This is a genomic window from Methylobacterium indicum (genome assembly GCF_017347565.1).
GTDB classification, from domain to species: Bacteria; Pseudomonadota; Alphaproteobacteria; order Rhizobiales; family Beijerinckiaceae; genus Methylobacterium; species Methylobacterium indicum.
This window is the reverse complement of sequence record NZ_AP024145.1, coordinates 5,365,127-5,382,908: the sequence shown is the minus strand read 5'-3', so window position 1 is coordinate 5,382,908 and position 17,782 is coordinate 5,365,127. Positions and strand designations below refer to the sequence as shown.

General features: G+C 68.8%; 18 protein-coding genes and 1 pseudogene. 4 read left to right on the top strand and 15 right to left on the bottom strand.

What is annotated here, in order from left to right:
- Nucleotides 1-975, bottom strand: coding sequence for an NAD(P)H-binding protein (locus miv_RS24970; protein ID WP_207179517.1), 975 nt, complete (start codon nt 973-975; stop codon nt 1-3).
- A 92-nt stretch (nt 976-1,067) separates the two neighbouring features.
- On the opposite strand from miv_RS24970, the gene miv_RS24965 reads away from it, so the two are divergent.
- Nucleotides 1,068-1,952, top strand: a complete 885-nt coding sequence (locus miv_RS24965) for a LysR family transcriptional regulator (protein WP_207179516.1) — start codon at nt 1,068-1,070, stop codon at nt 1,950-1,952.
- A gap of 57 nt (nt 1,953-2,009) precedes the next feature.
- Here miv_RS24965 and ftsY read toward each other — a convergent pair whose 3' ends face one another.
- Nucleotides 2,010-3,461: a signal recognition particle-docking protein FtsY gene (gene ftsY, locus miv_RS24960; RefSeq protein ID WP_207179515.1), complete on the bottom strand. Its 1,452-nt coding sequence runs from the start codon at nt 3,459-3,461 to the stop codon at nt 2,010-2,012.
- 83 nt (nt 3,462-3,544) lie between these two features.
- Between ftsY and miv_RS24955 the strand changes: the two genes are divergently transcribed.
- Nucleotides 3,545-4,237, top strand: a complete 693-nt coding sequence (locus miv_RS24955) for an RluA family pseudouridine synthase (RefSeq protein WP_048431526.1) — start codon at nt 3,545-3,547, stop codon at nt 4,235-4,237.
- Between the two features lie 89 nt (nt 4,238-4,326).
- Here the strand turns inward: miv_RS24955 and fliP are convergent, their stop codons facing one another.
- From fliP to flgB, 10 genes are all read right to left on the bottom strand, one after another.
- The gene (fliP, locus tag miv_RS24950) at nt 4,327-5,109 is read right to left on the bottom strand and encodes a flagellar type III secretion system pore protein FliP (RefSeq protein WP_048431525.1); all 783 of its coding nucleotides are present in this window, start codon (nt 5,107-5,109) and stop codon (nt 4,327-4,329) included.
- On the bottom strand, nt 5,106-5,594 hold the full coding sequence (locus miv_RS24945) for a flagellar basal body-associated FliL family protein (RefSeq protein WP_048431524.1): 489 nt from the start codon (nt 5,592-5,594) through the stop codon (nt 5,106-5,108). The genes fliP and miv_RS24945 overlap by 4 nt, the downstream gene beginning before the upstream one ends.
- A 25-nt stretch (nt 5,595-5,619) precedes the next feature.
- A complete protein-coding gene (gene flgH, locus miv_RS24940; protein WP_048431523.1) occupies nt 5,620-6,342 on the bottom strand; it encodes a flagellar basal body L-ring protein FlgH in 723 nt (240 codons plus the stop codon).
- Nucleotides 6,342-6,926 carry a MotE family protein gene (locus miv_RS24935; protein WP_048431522.1) on the bottom strand — a complete coding sequence of 195 codons (585 nt, stop codon included), beginning with the start codon at nt 6,924-6,926 and terminating at the stop codon, nt 6,342-6,344. Before miv_RS24935 ends, flgH begins: the two co-directional genes overlap by 1 nt.
- Nucleotides 6,923-8,080, bottom strand: coding sequence for a flagellar basal body P-ring protein FlgI (gene flgI / locus miv_RS24930; RefSeq protein ID WP_058620406.1), 1,158 nt, complete (start codon nt 8,078-8,080; stop codon nt 6,923-6,925). Before flgI ends, miv_RS24935 begins: the two co-directional genes overlap by 4 nt.
- The gene (gene flgA / locus miv_RS24925; protein ID WP_207179514.1) at nt 8,080-8,613 is read right to left on the bottom strand and encodes a flagellar basal body P-ring formation chaperone FlgA; all 534 of its coding nucleotides are present in this window, start codon (nt 8,611-8,613) and stop codon (nt 8,080-8,082) included. Before flgA ends, flgI begins: the two co-directional genes overlap by 1 nt.
- Before the next feature lie 98 nt (nt 8,614-8,711).
- Entirely contained in the window at nt 8,712-9,500 is a 789-nt protein-coding gene (gene flgG, locus miv_RS24920) for a flagellar basal-body rod protein FlgG (protein ID WP_048431520.1), read from the bottom strand.
- A 13-nt stretch (nt 9,501-9,513) separates the two neighbouring features.
- Complete coding sequence (gene fliE, locus miv_RS24915; protein ID WP_420865553.1) at nt 9,514-9,780, bottom strand: flagellar hook-basal body complex protein FliE; 267 nt, start codon at nt 9,778-9,780, stop codon at nt 9,514-9,516.
- A gap of 91 nt (nt 9,781-9,871) precedes the next feature.
- The gene (flgC, locus tag miv_RS24910) at nt 9,872-10,288 is read right to left on the bottom strand and encodes a flagellar basal body rod protein FlgC (protein ID WP_048461336.1); all 417 of its coding nucleotides are present in this window, start codon (nt 10,286-10,288) and stop codon (nt 9,872-9,874) included.
- Nucleotides 10,285-10,665 carry a flagellar basal body rod protein FlgB gene (flgB, locus tag miv_RS24905; protein ID WP_207179512.1) on the bottom strand — a complete coding sequence of 127 codons (381 nt, stop codon included), beginning with the start codon at nt 10,663-10,665 and terminating at the stop codon, nt 10,285-10,287. The genes flgC and flgB overlap by 4 nt, the downstream gene beginning before the upstream one ends.
- 1,164 nt (nt 10,666-11,829) lie before the next feature.
- Between flgB and miv_RS24900 the strand changes: the two genes are divergently transcribed.
- Nucleotides 11,830-13,137: a DUF6538 domain-containing protein gene (locus miv_RS24900; protein WP_207179505.1), complete on the top strand. Its 1,308-nt coding sequence runs from the start codon at nt 11,830-11,832 to the stop codon at nt 13,135-13,137.
- A gap of 8 nt (nt 13,138-13,145) precedes the next feature.
- On the opposite strand, the gene miv_RS24895 is transcribed toward miv_RS24900, so the two are convergent.
- Complete coding sequence (locus tag miv_RS24895) at nt 13,146-13,745, bottom strand: recombinase family protein (RefSeq protein WP_207179506.1); 600 nt, start codon at nt 13,743-13,745, stop codon at nt 13,146-13,148.
- Between the two features lie 539 nt (nt 13,746-14,284).
- Between miv_RS24895 and miv_RS24890 the strand changes: the two genes are divergently transcribed.
- A complete protein-coding gene (locus miv_RS24890; protein WP_207179508.1) occupies nt 14,285-15,115 on the top strand; it encodes a glyoxalase superfamily protein in 831 nt (276 codons plus the stop codon).
- 26 nt (nt 15,116-15,141) lie between these two features.
- Here the strand turns inward: miv_RS24890 and miv_RS24885 are convergent.
- Together miv_RS24885 and miv_RS24880 are read right to left on the bottom strand one after the other, a co-directional pair.
- Nucleotides 15,142-16,120, bottom strand: a pseudogene (locus miv_RS24885) (methyl-accepting chemotaxis protein); the annotation flags it as partial.
- Nucleotides 16,121-16,189: 69 nt separating this feature from the next.
- Nucleotides 16,190-17,701: an AlbA family DNA-binding domain-containing protein gene (locus miv_RS24880; RefSeq protein ID WP_207179507.1), complete on the bottom strand. Its 1,512-nt coding sequence runs from the start codon at nt 17,699-17,701 to the stop codon at nt 16,190-16,192.
- Nucleotides 17,702-17,782 lie beyond the last annotated feature (81 nt).

Below are 17,782 nucleotides of genomic sequence, written 5' to 3'. Positions count from 1 at the left end.
TCAACCGGGCAGGCATCTCAAGCCCACCAAGGTCTCCCTGACCGCCCGGTCGAGGGGCGTGTGCGGCTCGGCGCCGAGGAAGGCCACGAGCCCGGCATTGTCCATCCGCAGGGGCTCGCGCCAGAGGTAGCGCATCTCGCCGATCTCCCGGGCGAGCGGCCAGAACGGCGCGGCGAGCGGCAGCAGGAACCAGGGAAACCGTCGCACCGGAACTCTGCTCCCGGCCGCCCGGACGATGGCGGCGACCATCTGCCGTCCGTCCGGGTCCCAGTGGCCGTCCATGTTGAAGGCGGCGACGCGGGGCAGGTCCGCCTCGCGCTCGGCGAGCCGCACCATCGTCTCGGCGACGTCGGGCAGGTAGGCCCATTGGTGGCCGATCCCCGGCGTGCCGGGATCGAGCACGCGCCGCACCGGCCGTCCCGGACTGACGAGGGCGGAGGAGAACCAGGAATTGCCCGTGGTGCGCGGGCCGAAGAAGTCGCCGGCCCGCACGACCAAGCTGCGGATATCGGACTCTCGCAGGCGGCGTTCCATCGCGATGCGGATGCGGCCCTTGGCGGTCCGCGGCGTCTGGGGCGCGGCGTCGCCCGGGTTCGGGCCGGCGTCGCGGCCGTAGACGTAGACGTTGCCGGGCAGGAGCAGCCGCGCGTCCGCGGCCTTCGCCGCCGCGATCCCGGCCTCGAGCATCGGCAGGACCAGCCGGTCCCAGTCGCGGTAGCCCGGCGGGTTGACCGCGTGGACGATCAGGGACGCGCCCGACGCCGCCGCGATGACGTCGCCCGGTGCCATCGCGTCGCCCCGCACCCAGTCGAACCCGCCCGCAGCCCCCGCCGCGTCGGGCCCCGGTGCGGCCTGCGCCGCCCGGGTCGGATCGCGATGCAGGGCCCGCACCCGCCATCCCCCGGCGGCGAGCCGGCGCGCCACCGTGCTGCCCACCCCGCCCGTCGCTCCCAGAACCAGCGCCGTCCTCGTCATCGCGTATCCCTCTCCGTCGATGCGGGGCGGTGTGCCAGACCTCGACCTCTCCAAAAATTGCCGAAGGACGGTGATCGGCTATACGACATCGCATGACCGAGCCGAGCTGGGACCATTATCGCGCCGCCCTCGCCGTGCTGGAGGAGGGATCGCTCTCCGGCGCGGCGCGGGCGCTCGGTCTGACGCAGCCGACGCTGGGCCGGCAGGTCGCGGCGCTCGAACGGGCGCTCGGCGTCGCGCTGTTCACCCGCTCACCCACCGGCCTCGCGCCGACCGAGGCGGCGCTGATCCTGGCGCCCTACGCCCGCGCCCTGAAGGCGACCGCGGCGGCCCTGCACCGGGCGGTGGCGAGCGAGGCCGAGGGCCTGTCGGGCCGGGTCCGGATCACCGCCTCCGAGGTGGTCGGCGCCGAGGTGCTGCCGGCGATCCTCGCCGGATTGCACGCCCGCCATCCCGGCCTCGCCGTCGATGTGATGCTGTCCGACCGGATGCAGGACCTGCTACACCGCGACGCCGACATCGCGGTGCGGATGGCGCCGCCGACGCAGACGGCCCTGGTGGCGCGCCGGGTCGGGATCGTCCGCCTCGGTCTCTACGGCCACCGCCGCTACCTCGCGACCCGCGGTTTGCCGGAGCGCCCGGCCGACCTCGCCCACCACAGCGTGATCGGCTTCGATGCCGAGACGCCGTTCCTGCGGACGATGATGCGGGAAGCGCCCGCCCTCGCGGCGGCGCGCTTCGCCTGGCGCAGCGACAGCACGCTGGCGCAGCTCGCGGCCGTCCGGGCCGGGTTCGGCCTCGGCGCCTGCCACACCGCGCTCGCCGCCCGCGACCCGGACCTGATCCGTGTTCTGCCGGAGATCGTCTGGGAGCTGCCGACCTTCGTGGCGATGCACGAGGACCTGCGCTCCCTGCGCCGCTGCCGCGCCACCTTCGACGCCCTGGCCGAGGGGATGGCGGCCTATTGCGCGGAGTGAGGCCGAGCGGCGCGGCGAGGGAGTCGTGGCGAAGGGGGCGCGGGCGGCCCCCTTCGGTCAGGTCTTGTCGAGCCCGGCGATCGCCCGGGCGAAATCCCGCGCCGCGAAGGGCTCCAGGTCGTCCACGCCCTCGCCGACGCCGATGAAGTGGACCGGCAGGCCGAACTTGGCGGCGAGCGCCACCAGGATGCCGCCCCGCGCCGTGCCGTCGAGCTTGGTCATGACGAGGCCGGTGACCCCGGCGGCCTTCTGGAAGATCTCGACCTGGCTCAGCGCGTTCTGGCCCACCGTCGCGTCGAGGACGAGGAGCACGGCGTGGGGCGCCTCCGCGTCGAGCTTGCGGATGACGCGCAGCACCTTCTCGAGCTCCGCCATCAGCCCGGCCTTGTTCTGGAGCCGGCCGGCGGTGTCGATGAGCAGGATGTCGGTGCCGGCGTCGCGCGCCGCCTGGAGCGCGTCGTAGGCGAGGCCGGCGGCGTCCGACCCTTGGGGCCGGGCCACCACCGGCGCACCGGTGCGCTCGCCCCAGACCCGCAGCTGCTCGATCGCCGCGGCCCGGAACGTGTCGCCGGCGGCCAGCATCACGCTATGCCCCTGGGCCCGGAACTTTTGCGTGAGCTTGCCGATCGTCGTGGTCTTGCCGGCGCCGTTGACCCCGATCATCAGGATCACGAACGGCTTCTTGGACGTGTCGATCACCAGCGGCAGGGCGACCGGATCGAGGGCGCGCTCGACCTCCGCCGCCAGGATCGCCCGCACCTCGTCGGGGGCGATGCCCTTCTCGTAGCGGCCCTTGCCGACGGCCTCGGCGATCCGGGCCGCGGTGTCGAGACCGAAATCGGCCTGGATCAGCGCGTCCTCCAGCTCCTCCAGGGTATCGGCATCGAGCTTGCGCTTGGTGAACAGCCCGGTCACCCGGTCCGACAGGGCCGAGGAGGTGCGCTTGAGGCCGCCGGTCAGCCGGCTCCACCAGCCGCGTTTCTCGGCCGGCGCCTCGGGTTCGGCCGGGGGCTGGTAGATCACCAGCGGAGCGGCCTCTTCGGCTTCCGGAGCGTCCGGCGCCTCGCTCGCGGGCGCCTCGGGCTGCGCGTCAGTCTCGGTCGCCTCCGGCTCCTGTATCTCGGCGGCGGCGGGCGCGACCTCGGCCGGCTCGGGCTCGGGGGCGGCCAGCACCACGCCCTCGGGCTGGACGCCCTCGACGGGTTCGAGGTCGGCCCCGGCGAGCTCGTCGGGCAGGTCGTGCTCGGGAGCGGTCTCGGGCGAGGCCTCGGTCACGGTCGGGGGCGCCGGGAGCACGTCGTCGGCGCCGGTGGCGAAGTCGGGGACGCCCTCCGAGAGGGTGCCGGTCGGCTCCGTCGGCATCGTCGCGGCCGGATCGGGCCCGGCGGATTCGGGCCCGGCGGGCGTGGCCGGAACGTCGGCGGGGGTTTCGGCAGGGGTCCCTGGCGACGTCTCGGCCTTCCGGCCGAACAGTCGGCCGAACCAGCCCGGCTGTTTCGTCTCACTCATCCGCACTTGCTCCAGACCCTGCGGACGATCTAGGGCGGCCTGCCCCGAACTTCGCCCGCACCCGCCGCTCCTGCGACAGCCTCATGATCGTTGACGACATACTCTCGCGGCTCCTCTACCGCGATGCCCTCGTGCTCGTCATCGACAAGCCGGCGGGTTTGCCGGTCCATCCGGGGCCGAAGGGCGGCGAGACGCTGACCCAGCACCTCGACGCCCTGCGCTTCGGCCTGCCGCGCCGGCCCGAGGCCGCCCACCGCCTCGACCGCGACACCTCCGGCTGCCTCGCGCTCGGCCGCCACGCCAAGGCGCTGGCCCGGCTCAACGCGCTGTTCGCGCAAGGCAAGGCCGACAAGACCTACTGGGCGCTGGTCGAGGGCGGGCCTCCCGAGGAATCGGGCGAGATCGCCCTGCCGCTCGCGCGCCGCTCCGACGATCCCCGCAGCTGGTGGATGAAGACCGATCCCGCCGGCGACCCCTCGCTCACCCGCTGGCGGGTGATGGGGCGCGACGCGGCCACCGGGCGGACCTGGCTGGCGCTCTCCCCGGTGACCGGGCGCACCCATCAGCTCCGGGTCCATTGCGCCGCGATGGGCTGGCCGATCCTGGGGGATTCCGTCTACGGCAGCGCCCCGCGCCAGGGCGGGCCGGGCCTGCAGCTCCACGCCCGCACCCTCGCGCTGCCGCTCTACCCGAAGAAGCCGGCGATCGCCGTCGAGGCCCCGGCGCCGGGGCACATGCGGGAGGGGTTGCGGGCCTGCGGTCTGGCGGAGGGGTGAGGTGGGGGCGCCCCGCGGACCTCCGGCGCCCGTCCGGTCCGCTCCACGCGCCGTAGCGCGGCACCCGCTTCAGACAAATCGACGAGGCGTCAGAAGAACGACCGCACCAGCCCGCTCACCAGCAAGTTCCATCCGTCGATCAGGATGAAGAACAGCACCTTGAACGGCAGCGAGATCACCGTCGGCGGCAGCATCATCATGCCCATCGACATCACGATGGTCGAGACGATCATGTCGATGACGAGGAAGGGCAGGGCGATGAGGAAGCCGATCTCGAAGCCGCGGCGCAGCTCGGAGATCATGAAGGCCGGGATCAGGATGCGCAGGTCGATCTTCTCGCCCTCCTGAGGCTTCGGGAAGGTACGGCTGGCGAGGTCCTGGAAGGTCTGGAGGTCTTTTGGCCGCACCTGGGCCGACATGAACTCCCGGAACGGATCGGTGATGCGGGTGAAGGCCTCCTCCTCGGTGATCCGGTTCTCCTGGAGCGGGCGCACGCCCTCGCTCCAGGCCCGGTCGAAGGTCGGCGCCATGACGTAGAAGGTCATGAACAGCGACAGGCTGACGAGGAAGAGGTTGGCCGGCGTGCTCTGGAGGCCGAGGCCGGAGCGCAGGAACGAGAACGCGACGGCAAAGCGGGTGAAGCTCGTCACCATCACGAGGAGCCCGGGCGCCAGCGACAGCACCGTGAGGAGCGCGACGATCTGGAGGATGCGCCCGCTCGCGGCACCGTTGCCGGGGGGCAGGAGCGCGTCGAGGCCCGGGATGCCGGTGACGCCGGCCGCTCCCCCGCCGGCGGCTTGCGCCAGGGCGGCACCGGCCGACACGAGGAGCAGGAGCGTCGCGCCGAGGGCGACCTTGGTGCGATGCCTCACTGGACCACCAGAGCTTCGACGATGAGCTCGCGCACGGCGCCCTTGGTGCGCAGGGCCACGCGCTCGTTGAGATCCTCGCGCAGGTGCTGGAGGCCGCTCGCCCCCTCGATCTGGGCGGTCGAGAGCGTGCGCAGATACGCCACGAGGTCGGCCTTGATCTCCGCGATCGTGACGTCCGGGGTCGGCAGGCTGCCGGTCTTGAACACCACCGAGGATTCGATGCGGACCCAGGAATCGGCCGGCTCGGCGAGGTTCGTCACCACCGAGCCGACGCTGCGCAGGGTGAGCTCACCCGAATAGTTCAGCACCTTGGCGGCCTTCTCGTGCTCCTGCGCCTCGCGGGTCTTCTGGTCGACCGCCTTCTCGACGCTGGTCATCAGGTACATGCCGAGGCCAGCGCCGGTGCCGACCGCCACCAGGGTGCAGAGGGCGAGGGCCCCGATCCAGGCCTTGCCGCCGCCCTTCTTCTCGTCCTTGTCCGCCATCGCGCGTCCTTCCGGTTCAGGGCCGTCAGAACGGCGCGACGGTCTCGAAGATCTGCTGGCCGAGGGTCGGGCCCTGCACGTCGGTCAGGCGGCCGCGGCCGCCATACGAGACGCGGGCCTCCGCGATCTTGTCGTAGTCGATGGTGTTCTTGCGTGAGATGTCGCGCGGCCGGACGATGCCGGCGACGTTGAGGACGCGGACCTCGTTGTTGACCCGGATCTCCTGCGAGCCGCTGATCAGCAGGTTGCCGTTCGGCAGCACTTCGGTGATCACCGCGGCGACCGACAGGCTGAGATTCTCCTTGCGGTCGATGGTGCCCTGGCCCTTCGTCTCGGTGCCCGAGCGGATGCCGGTATCGGCCGTGGCCGAGTCCTTCAGGCCCGAGACGCCGTAGCCGAAATCGAAGCCGAGGCTCGACTTCTGGCTGCGCGAGCGGTCGCTGGCATTGTCGAACTGCGCCTTGTCGTTGATCAGGATGCTGACCGTCAGCACGTCGCCGATGTTGCGGGCGCGGGGATCCTGAAACAGGTCGGCGCTCGCCGGCGACCAGGTCGAGTGGTAGCCGTGCCGGCTCTGGAGCGTGCCGAAGCTCGACGGCAGGGCCTCGCGCGGGGCGGCGAGCCCGGTGCCGATCGGGGTCAGGACCGGCGGGCGGCCGAACTCGTCGAGCTTGCTCTGGCAGCCGGCGAGGGAGAGACCCGCCACGGCGAGGGCAAGAAGGCGGGAAGCCGGAGCTCTGCGGGTCATCACGATCTCTCGTTGTCCTTGCGGCGGCCGGCTTCGGCCATCTTGCGGGCCAGCGACGCGGCGCGGGACGCCTCCATCTCGGCGAGCACCGCGCTCGCCGTGCGGGCATTGAGCTTCACCAGGATCGCCGCGGCGTTGTCCTCGGGCATGTTGGTGAGCTGGAGCGCGGCCGCGTCGGCCCGCATCTTGGCGTAGACCGCCACCACGCTCTCGTCGGCCTTGGCCAAGAATTCCTTGCGGCGCTGGACCACCGCCTCGTACTCGGCGCGCTTCTCCTCCAGGCGGCGGATGCGCTCCTCGACCTGCTTCTCGAGCGCGGCGAGTTGCTCCTTCTGCCAGGCGAAGCGGGCATCGGCCGCCGCATCCGCGATGGTGGCGCAGTAGCCGGTCCTGGACGGGTCCTTGGCGGCGCCCCCGGCGGCGAAGTCCTGGGCGGTCGGCTCCTTGGGGGCGTCGCGGGCCGCGATGGCCCGCATCGCCGCGTCCTTGGCCGGGTCGGGCGCCGGCCCGCCATGGCCGTCGCCGGCGGCCAGCGCCGGGCCGGCGAGCGCCAGGAGGAGGGCGGCCAGAAGGATCCGGGTCATTGGACGACGAGCTCCGCCTGGAGGGCGCCGGCGGTCTTCACCGCCTGGAGGATCGCGATGATGTCGGTGGGCTTCAGGCCGACCTGGTTGAGGCCGCGCACCAGCGTCTGGAGGTCGGAGCCGCCCAGCACCGCGAGCCGGCCCTGCTCCTCGCGCGCCGCCACCTCGGTGCGCGGCACCACCGTGGTCTGGCCGTTCGAGAACGGCGCGGGCTGGGACACCTCCGGCGTTTCGGTGACCCGCACCGTGAGGTTGCCGTGGGTGACCGCCACCGTGGAGATCTGGACGTTGCGGCCGATCACCACCGTGCCGGTGCGCTGGTCGACCACGACCCGGGCCGGCACGTCGGGCTGGATCGTCAGGTCGCCGATCTCGGCCACGAGGCGCGGCAGGATCATGTCGCGGGGGCGCTGGAGCACCACCGAGCGCTGGTCGCGCGGGCTGGCGATGCGGCGGTGGAAGCGGCCCATCGCGTAGGCGTTGATGGCATCGGCCACCATCGTGGCGGTCTTGAAGTCGGGGTTCTTCAGTTCGAAGACGAGTTCGGGCAGGTCGCGGAACGCGCCCGGCACCTCGCGCTCGATGAGCGCGCCGTTGGGGATGCGGCCGGCGGTCGGTACGCCCTGCGTCAGCTGCTCGGCCTGGCCCTGCGCGGAGAATCCCGAGACCGCGAGCGGTCCTTGCGCGGCGGCGTAGACGTTGCCGTCGCCGCCCGACAAAGGCGTCATCAGCAGCGTGCCGCCGCGCAGCGAGGTCGCGTCGCCGAGCGAGGTCACCGTCACGTCGATGCGCGAGCCGGCGCCGACATAGGGCGGCAGATCCGCCGTCACCATCACGGCGGCGACGTTGCGGGTGCGCAGGCGCGCGTCGCGCACGTTGATGCCCATCCGGTCGAGCATCGATTGCAGCGACTGCTCGGTGAACTGGGCGTTGCGCAGGGTGTCGCCGGTGCCCTGGAGGCCGGTGACGAGGCCGTAGCCGACGATCTGGTTGTCGCGCACGCCCTTGAGGCTGGCGACGTCCTTGATGCGGGCATACCCGCCGGTGGCGATCACCGGGGCGACCGCGAAGGCCGGGACGGACGGGGCCGCGAGGCCGGAGCCGAGCGCGAGGAGGCCGAGGACGACGCGCGCGACGCGCAGGGAGGCCCGCATCAGAACCCGCCGATCTTGATGCGGCCGTCGGCCATCACGGTACCGAGCACGATCCGGTTGGTGTCGGTGTTGCGCACCCGGATCGTCTCGCCGAGGCCGCCATTCTGCAGCGGCGAGCCGACCGCCGTGATGACGAGGCCGTTCTCCTCGAAGATCATCTGGGTCGGCGTGCCGCGGCTGACGAGGCGCGGGTCGTCGACGGCGTTGACCGGCACCGGCTCGCCCGGCAGCAGCATCCGGCGGGCGACGCGCCCGACGATGGCCATCGGCGCGTCGATCACCGCGGCCCGGGCCCGGTAGGTCGTCGGGTAGGATTGGAGCCGCAGCATCGACTCCTTGATCGTGTCGCCCGGATAGATCGTCACGGTCGGCACCGGCAGCATCAGCTCGCCCGCCGTGAGGGCGGGGGACATGTCGGCGGGCGAGGACGGGACCGGGGCGGCCACGCCGAGGGCCGCCGGCAGGCAGAGGCCGACCAGCGCCAGGAGGAGGCGCGAGCGCCGGAGGCGGAGATGCCAGAGAGAGGTGACCATGGGGTGTCGCGCCGGGAGGAGGGGCGCCGCCGGAGCCGGCGGCGAGGCAGTCTCACCGTGGAGGGGGTCCGCGGGGCTGGGACGCCCGGGATCCCGGCTCAGCGGATGCCCTTGGAGATCGTGCCGGCCATCTCGTCGACGGCCTGGATCACCTTGGAGTTCATCTCGAACGAGCGCTGGGCGGTGATCAGGCTGGTGATCTCCTTGACCGGATCGACGTTCGAGCCTTCGAGGTAGCCCTGCTGCAGCTTGCCGTAGCTGACGTCGCCGGGATTGCCGATCACCGCCGCGCCCGAGGCCGGCGTCTCGCGGTAGAGGCCGTTGCCGAGAGGCTCGAGGCCCGACTCGTTGGCGAAGTTGGCGATGGTGAGCTGGCCGATGTTCTGCTGCGCGACCTGGCCTTCGATCTTGGCGAAGACCTGGCCCGACTGGTTGATGGTGATCTCGGTGGCGTTGTTCGGGATCAGGATCGCCGGGTCGACGGTGTAGCCTTCGAGCGTGACGAGCTGGCCGGTGGCGTTCTTGTTGAAGGCGCCGGCGCGGGTGTAGTTGATCTCGCCGCTCGGGCTCTGGATCTGGAAGTAGCCGCGACCGTTGATGGCGAGATCGAGCTGGTTGGCCGTGTTCGTCAGCTGGCCCTGGCGGTGCAGGTTGCGGATGGCGGCGGCGCGCACGCCGAGGCCGAGCATCGCGCCCTCGGGGATCGCCTCCTGGCCGGACTGGTTCGGCACGCCCTGCTGGCGCTCGGCCTGGTAGAGCAGGTCGGTGAACTCGGCCCGCGCCCCCTTGAACCCGGTCGTGTTCAGGTTGGCGATATTGTTGGCGATGACTTCGAGGTTGAGCTGCTGGGCGGACATGCCCGTGGCGGCGACGGCGAGCGCTCTCATCTGCGTAACGTCCTCAGATCGCCATGCGGCTCAGTTCGAGGTAGGCGGACACGACCTTGTCGCGGATGGCGACGGCGGTCTGCAGGCTCTGCTCGGCGGACATCACCGCCTCGACGACCTGCTGGGCCGAGGCCTTGCCCTGGATGCCGGCGATCGAGGCGGCCTCGCCGGCGCGCAGGTCGTTGCGCACACCGGAGGCGAAGCTCGCCATGATCTGCCCGAAATCCGCCGGGGCGGCGGCGTCGGCGCCCGGGACGGCGCCGGTCACCGGGGGCAGCATCGCCCGCTGGACGGAGGCGGCGGCCTCGGGCCGGGCGGAGGCGGCGGCCCGGTCGAAGGCCGAGAGGGTGAGGGCCTCGATCATCGGATGCTCATGTCCTCAGGAGGTCGATCACGCTGGCCACCATGGCGCGGGCCTGCTTGATCACCTGCAGATTGGCTTCGTAGGAGCGGTTGGCCTCGCGCATGTCGGCCATCTCGATCAGGGCGTTGACGTTCGGCAGCTTGACGTTGCCGTTCTGGTCCGCCGCCGGGTTGCTCGGGTCGTGCTCGACCCGGAACGGGGTCTTGTCGGTGTCGATGTCGCGCACCCGCACCGACGCGGCGCCGATGGCCCGGTCGAGTTCGGCCTTGAAGGTCACGGTCTTGCGCGAATAGGGGTCGGCGCCCGGCGCGTCGCCGGTGGACTGGGCGTTGGCGAGGTTCTCCGACACCACGCGCATGCGCAGGGACTGGGCCTCGAGGCCCGCGCTCGCCAGCCGCGAGGCGGCCTGCAGGGGGTCGATCACGATCCACTCCTCACGGCCGACATCAGCATGCGGTGGAAGCTGCGCACCACGCCGACATCGAGGTTGTGCTGGCGCGAGACCTCGCTCGCCTTGAGCATCTCCTGCTCCAGGCTGACGCTGCTCGAAGTCTCGAGCACGTCCCAGCCGGACTTGTCCGTCCGCACCGGCACGCCGAGGCCGGGGGCTTGGAGATGGCTCTGCGCCGTCGCCGCCATGTCGGCGCCGGTCCGCGCGAGGATCTGCGCGAAGGGCACGGTATCCTTCGCGAGGTAGCCCTGCGTGTTGGCGTTCGCCACGTTGCCGGCGATCGCCGCCTGGCGCACCGACAGGTAGCGGGTGTGCAGCGAGGCGAGATCGAACAGGTAGATCCCCGTCACGCGAACCCCTCCATGCCCGTCACTCCATCCCGTCCCGAAACGACCCGACGCCCGGGCCCTGCCGCGTAACGGTGGGTTTAGGAGCGCAACCTTGTCCGAGGCTGGCGAACCTTGCGGGAATGCGGGTGGGGACTCCCGCCGGGCGCAAGCCACCCCGACACCCAGGCGCTGCCGGGCGGGCGCCGGCACCGGATGGCGGGCGCTGGGGAGGGCCGTCGAGATCTTCGTGCCCTGGGAGAGACCCTAAGGAGAGCCGCGGCTTGCCTCGACGTCTCACGAACTGGACTGGCCGTCCCGAAGATCAGGTCGCCGGCTTCCGCAATCCGGACCCCGTTGCACGACTCGATCTCGACGCACGTACGGACCTGCCCCTGATGGCCCGGGGCGTCTTCGATCCAGGCCGCGTTATCGCTTCAAGCTGAGCCTCTGCGAGTGCCTCGTCGACGGCGGAGACTGGCTCGTCCTCGCGGACCCCGCCGCCGCGCGCGACGAGGCCCGCCGGCTCGCCCGGACGCTTCTCGTTTTAGTGGATCCGAGCGTGGCGTGGACGGACGGCGTGCTGGTGGTCGAGTGCAGCGAGGTCGGCGACCCCATCCTGCTGCCGATCGCCGACCTCCTACGAGACGGGACAGGAGCGACCCGTCGCTGAACTGACCGCATCCCTCGCGGGCATTCGGTCGCCGGGCTTGCGCGAGACGCCGGTAGATCCGCGCGGTGCCGGATCTGGTTCAATCTGTCGGGAAGAGGCGGCAGCCCGGTACCCGGAGGGGGCAGTGACGGGCACCGAACTGCCGCCAAGCCAGGGCAGGCAGAGGCCTGCAAGCACACTCACTGTCCAGCGGCTGACGATGCGAAGGAATGTGCGATGGCGTGCCGGCTGAGGCCGTGGCGCCCACGCGTGGAGTATCGCCCCCGATCCATGCCGGCTGCCGAGCCACTTTGGACGGCCCGCCTTATACGAAGCTCAGATGATTGGGATATGCTCGCCCCATCAAGGGCTCAAAGCCCGCATGGCGCGCCCTACGGGACTCGGTCGTCGAGCCGGAGGACCGAATTCAAGGGCTCAAATTCGTTGCCGGATTCCGGATCCGGGGTAGCGTTTCCTAGCGTCGAGGACTCGACGGCCGGTTGCCACTGTCGAACGTCGAGGGCTCGCGATCAAGGATGCCGCGGTACGCGCTGGTCCCGTTCACCCGGCAGGCCGTGCGGGGCGGCATGTTCCGCTTCCGCCTCCAGCTTCCCGACGACGTCGTCGACCGGCTTGAAGGGCTGGGCGTCACCGGCGTGAAGCGCACCGTCACCTTCTCCTTGCGAACCCGTGATCCGCTCGCGGCGCGGAGCCGAGCGCTGCGGGCTGCTGCCGATCTCGGCGACCTGATCCGGGAAGTTCGAGGCGGGGCCTCGTTCTCGGCGTGGGCCTTCGACCCCGGCCCGTACCAGCGTGACGGGATCGTCAGGTCGAGCGCCGGGCCTGAGCGTGCCATCGTGGCGAAGCGCGTCGACCCCGACGCCGAGCCCAAAACGCCCGTCCGCACGAAGATCATGACGCTGCGCCGGGCCTACGAAGAGGTCTATCTGCCTCGCCGGAGCGAGCGCAAAGGAGCCCCACCTCGACGCCGGTCCCGGCTCGACATCGAGAAGGCGATCGCCCGCTTCGAGGCTCAGATCGGCGACAAGGCGATCACCGCCATCACCCGCCAGGATGCCGAGCGGTTCGTGCGCGGCCTGCGCGTCGGCTCGGTCGCCACGCTCAAGAAGACGGTGACAGGGCTCGCGACCATCTGCAACGCGGCCGTGGCTGCCGACGTCATCCCGGCGAACCCGTTCCGGGGCTTGGGGCCGGATCGCGCGACGATCAGCGCCGCGCGGCGCAGCTACCAGCGCTTCGACCTCGACCAACTCGCCCGTGTCTTCGCCCGGACCGAGCGCGAGACCGGCGCCGTGCTGTGGTTGCCGCGCCTGCTGTTGCTCACGGGCGCGCGCCTGGAGGAGATGGCGCAGCTTCGCGCGTCCTGGTTCGTGCGGCGCGACGGGGTGGAGGTCGTCGATCTGCACGAGGCCCGGGTGAAGAGCCCGCACAACCGGCGCCTGATCCCGCTGCATCGCGACCTGCTCGACCTCGGCATCCTCGATCTGGTCAAGCGTGCCGACGATCGCCTCTTCCCGGAACTGACCTATCGTGCCTCAGCGGAGCGCTGGAGCGGGGCGATCAGCAGCAAGCTCAACCGAGAGATCGACGCCGCGCTCGGGGCGAACCGGCGGTTGACGGTGCACTCGTTGCGCAAGACGTTCGAGCACGCGGCCTACGTGACGGGGGTACCGAAGCCCTCGATCAACGCGATCACCGGGCACAAGCCCGCCGACGTCTCCGAGGAGCACTACCTGATGCTCCAGGACGACGTGCCGCTGCTCAAGCGGCACATCGACCAGATCACCTTCCCGTTCCTGACCACGAAGGCTGCCGCGGCGTAGACCCGGATCTAGGCGGCGTGCTTCTCACTCTGACCGGTGCGAAGCGCGGCATAGTATGAAGAGCGGCTGATGCCGAGGACGCGGCAGGTCTCCGGCACCGTCGTCGCCGGATCGTCGTGGGCGAGCAGGACCTGCCGGATCAGGGCGGGGGTGAGCTTGGGCGGGCGGCCGAACCGCACTCCCCTCTCGCGGGCGAGGGCCGCGCCCGCCTTCGTGCGGGAGAGAATGAGGTCGCGCTCCAGGGCGGCGACGCTGCCGACGACGGTGATGAAGAAGCGGCCCATGGCCGAGCCCGTGTCGATCTGTTCGCGCAGGGAGACGAGCTTGGCGCCCTTGGCCTCGATCTCCTCGACGATCTGGAGCAGGTGCAGCGGCGAGCGGGCGAGTCGGTCGAGGGCGAACACGGCGATCTGATCGTCCTGCCGGAGGAGGTCGAGGACGCGGCGAAGCTCGGTTCGATCGCGTCGGGCGCCGCTGGCCTTCTCGCGGTAGACGTCTCGATCATCGACGCCAGCCTTTGCGAGGGCGTCGAGTTGGATGGTCCAATCCTGGTCTGAGGTTGAGACCCGGCTGTATCCGTACCTACGCCCGACCGCCGTGCTGCCCATCGTGCAGAAACTCCCGTACACCACTCCTGACTTTGTGCACGGACTTCCTGGACGATCGTCGCCTTGAGGGCGGGCGTGGTCCGGGCGGTGTGCGGAAAGCCAAGAGTTGTTGGACCACGAGGGTGGCACGGTCCGCCGGTTCGGCAACTATTATCGACCCAGCGCTCGGCCGTGATCGTCACGCCGACGATCACCGTCAGGGCTGGGCAGCGTCGATGGGCGCGTAGCGCTGTATGGGTGGGAATCGTCGCCGACGCGGTTGATACCAAGAGCAGATCGAGCACTAGATCGTCGGCGACCCGAACGCACTTCTGCCGGTCCAGCCTTGGCCTAAGCGTCCAAGGCCAGCCTGTGAGCCGACCCATTGACAGACCCAGGTCCCGGTGGGAGGTTCTCTGCCGGGCCTCGGATGTGCCTCCCGCTCGCGCCGCAAGGCATGGCAAAACTCCGGTCTCTACCTCCCGACGCAACCCACTCTCCGGAGCGGGTCGGAAACGCGAGCATCTGACCGTGACGCCCCGGATCGAGTGAGGATGCGGATGACGTCCCTTGTCACGATCGCCGACCTGAAGGCTCAGGCCAAGGCCCTACGCGAGGCGCTCTCCGAGCGCGGGATCGCCAAGAATCACACCGCCTGCCTGGACGAGGTCGCCCGCAAGCGCGGGTTCAAGGACTTCCGGGCCGCTAAGGCGGTGCTGCCGTCAAGCCCGAGCAGCCTCGCCGTGGGTGGGCCGTTCTCCTCGCGCTACATCTGGTGGGTCGAGCAGGAGAACTGGATCGCCGTCAACGATCCCTACCTGCGCGGCAAGACCCGGGGGACCATCGGTTGGCGCATTGGGGATCTCTTCCACGTCGACCTCGTCAACAAGGAGGCGGGCTCCAAGACGATGGTGGACCTCCACCAGTTCGCGTTCGACGACAGCCCTCGCAAGCCTTCGGTCCGCGTGCCGTTCGAAGTCTTCACGCTGGGCTTTCGGAAGTACGGCGGTCTCTACAGCGAGAGCGACATGCAGTGGGCGCTCTCGGATGGTCAGGTGCAACTTCTCCTGGAGATCCGCGGTCGTACCACCATGACATGGTCCGAGATCGAGCAGTTCGCGCATCAAGCCGGGGCCACGCCGGATCCTCTGGTCTGGCAGAGGCTGATCGTGCGGAGCGATCCATCGGATTTACCCACCTCGCTCGCGTACCCGCACGACGAGGCGCCCTTCGAGGTCACCGAGCATGGCCGTGAAGCCCTATTCTCTCTCTTCAAGGCCGGGCGCATCTCAGGACAGGGCACGGTCGTCGCCGACGACGATTTAGCCGACGACCGCCTGACGACGTACATGCAGAGCCCGATCACGGGTTCTGCACACCCCTATCTCTAAGTAGGCGCTCCGCCAACGGCGGCCTCTCAGGCCGCCCGAACGGACTGGAGGAAACGGTGGACCTCGCTCGTGAGGTGCTCGGACTGACGGGAGAGTTCGGAGGCGGACGCGAGCACCTGACTGGCCGCCGCGCCGGTATCCTCAGACGCCTGGGCGACACCGGCGATGTTCGAGGTCACCTCTGCCGTGCCGGTGGCCGCCTGAGCGACGTTGCGGACGATCTCCTGAGTCGCTGTGCTCTGCTCCTCCACGGCTGAGGCAATGGTGGAGGTGACCACGTTGATCTCTCGGATGCGCACCGTAATCGCATCCATCGCCGTGACAGCCTGACCGGTAACCCCTTGGATGCGCCCGATGTGCCCGCCGATCTCGCCGGTGGCCCGAGAGGTCTGGGCAGCGAGTTCCTTGACCTAGGCGACCACCACAGCAAAGCCGCGGCCTACCTCGTCGGCACGTGCCGCTTCAATCGTGGCGTTCAAGGCCAGCAGGTTGGTCTGCCCGGCGATCGACGAGATCAGCCCGACGACATCACCGATCTGCGAGACGGCCGCCGAGAGTTCCTCAACGAGGCGAGCCGTATGGTCCGCCTCACCGACCGCAGCGTGCGCCAGCGAGGCCGAGCCCTGCACCTGACGTCCGATCTCCTGCACCGACGCGCCCAACTCCTCGGGTGCCGCAGCAACTGTGCCGACGTTGGAGGCTGCCTTCCCAGCGGCGGCGACGGTCATCGACTGCGACACGGTCTCGGCGGCCGTCGCGGTCATGGTCGAGGCAGTTGCCTGCAACTCGGTCGCCGAGGACGACACCATGTTGACGATGCCACCGATCGCCCTGCTCGAACCCATGCGCGAGTTCCACCATCGTGCGGCGACGTTCACGGGACGCAGCTTCGTCGGCGATGCGCTTGATCTCGGCCCGCTCGGCGGCCTTCTGGGCCACCATCGCCTTGATCCCGTCAACCGCCTTGCCGACTTGGCTGATCTCGTCACCACGAGCCGCCTCCTTAGAAGAGTGCCACTGCTCAATGAGGACTCGAAATAATCACTGGCAATGCTGCCTCCTGCCTCACTGCCTTCAGCTAGTACGGGTACAGCATGTCTCCCGGTGCATTAGCTCATCGATCCGGCAGCTTGCTCGGAATATCAAGCTGCGCCGTGCGCCATCCGCTGCGGTTTCACCCAGAGACTTGTCGAGGCACGTGAGAAGAGCGGATCGAATTGCATCTAAGCTGCCCACACCGTCTTTCAGCCCGGACACGGCACTGGCGAAACGATAGATATCTTGCGGTGTCGCGACCTCGAAAAACCCGCCGTTTTGAAGCTCATCGCACAGCACCGTGACCGGGCGGCCTGGATAGACTTTGAAGGCTTCCTCTTCCCGCTTCAGGCGGGAGACGAGTGCTGTCCGGCTCGCCGGGCGGGTTGAAACTCGGCTATGAATATCGGCAATCACATCTTCGATGGTCAGCCCAGACTGATTGACGTAGAACCAGACAGGCATCCAACGTTGTTGATAGTGCGCCTGAGCGTGAATGTATTGTATTGGATCTGCAACTTTTTCGTTAAGTAAAAAGTTTCTAATGATTGCATCCGGAGTGACCGCGTCTCGGATGGTGCGAACTCTCTCTTCCTCCTTCGAGTCTATCGGCTTCACCTCGCCAACTAGTCTTAGAGCGGGTGCGCCTCTGATCTCGCTGAACTCACCCTCTTTAATGAATTGAATATTCGGTAGCAGGTCTCGATCAATGAGGAAGCCACCGCCTGTTCCGACCACCTCACCGGTTTTAAGGTCCAGGGTAGCAGCAGCCCCGGCTTGCACCATGTTCATTCGCCGCACGAAATCAGCCACAGCGCGACGTTCGCGACGAGCGATGATTTGCCTTAGCTCTGCTGGCTTAATCGTCCGAGTTTCACCGACATAACGATAATAAACAGCACCTTCTTTCACGTCGGATCCGATGTTTTTTAGAGCTATTACCGGCCCCTCTTGGATAGGATGAACATATAAGACGCCTATCTTCTGCCCGCTGATGATGGCAGCGGATTTGTTTACGGTTGGTATTGGATCGAGAGCACTCGCTAAAATTCGGTTAAACTCTGCGGGATCCGCGTCTTCGAAATACTCGCCATTCATACCTTCGGCGCGTTTCGTCCCGTCCTCTACGCCGAACAGGAGATATCCGCCCTCATTATTAGCAAACCCCGCAATGGTCCGGATGCAGTCGCCGAACCGATAATCAGGGCGTAGCCTGAAGTTCAACTTGCACTCCGCGCGATGAGTTTCGCCCGCTTTCAGTGTCCAACTGCCGGTGATCTCCTCAAAAAGAGTGAGCACTATCAGCGAGTGATCTGGCGCAAGCTCTTGGTGGATCTCAGTTCTGGACTGACGATTGAATCGGTCTAAATAGGCATCCAGATCGGCAGGTGTGGCTGCAGGGATCTTAGAGCCATATTTCCCTTGCTTGATTTGGGTAATGCGACCGGAACTGAGAAGCCGGTCGGCACGATTGAAGTAAAAATGAGCTTGATCATTCCTAAAACCGCGAGCAAGCATCGCCTTAACGAGGGCGACCTCTTCGTCGGTCATGCCTCGCTGGGTTCGCCTTGACACGGTGCAACTCCATCTTTGCGCACTGCCGGAAAAATCTATCAGCGACTTGTATCTCAT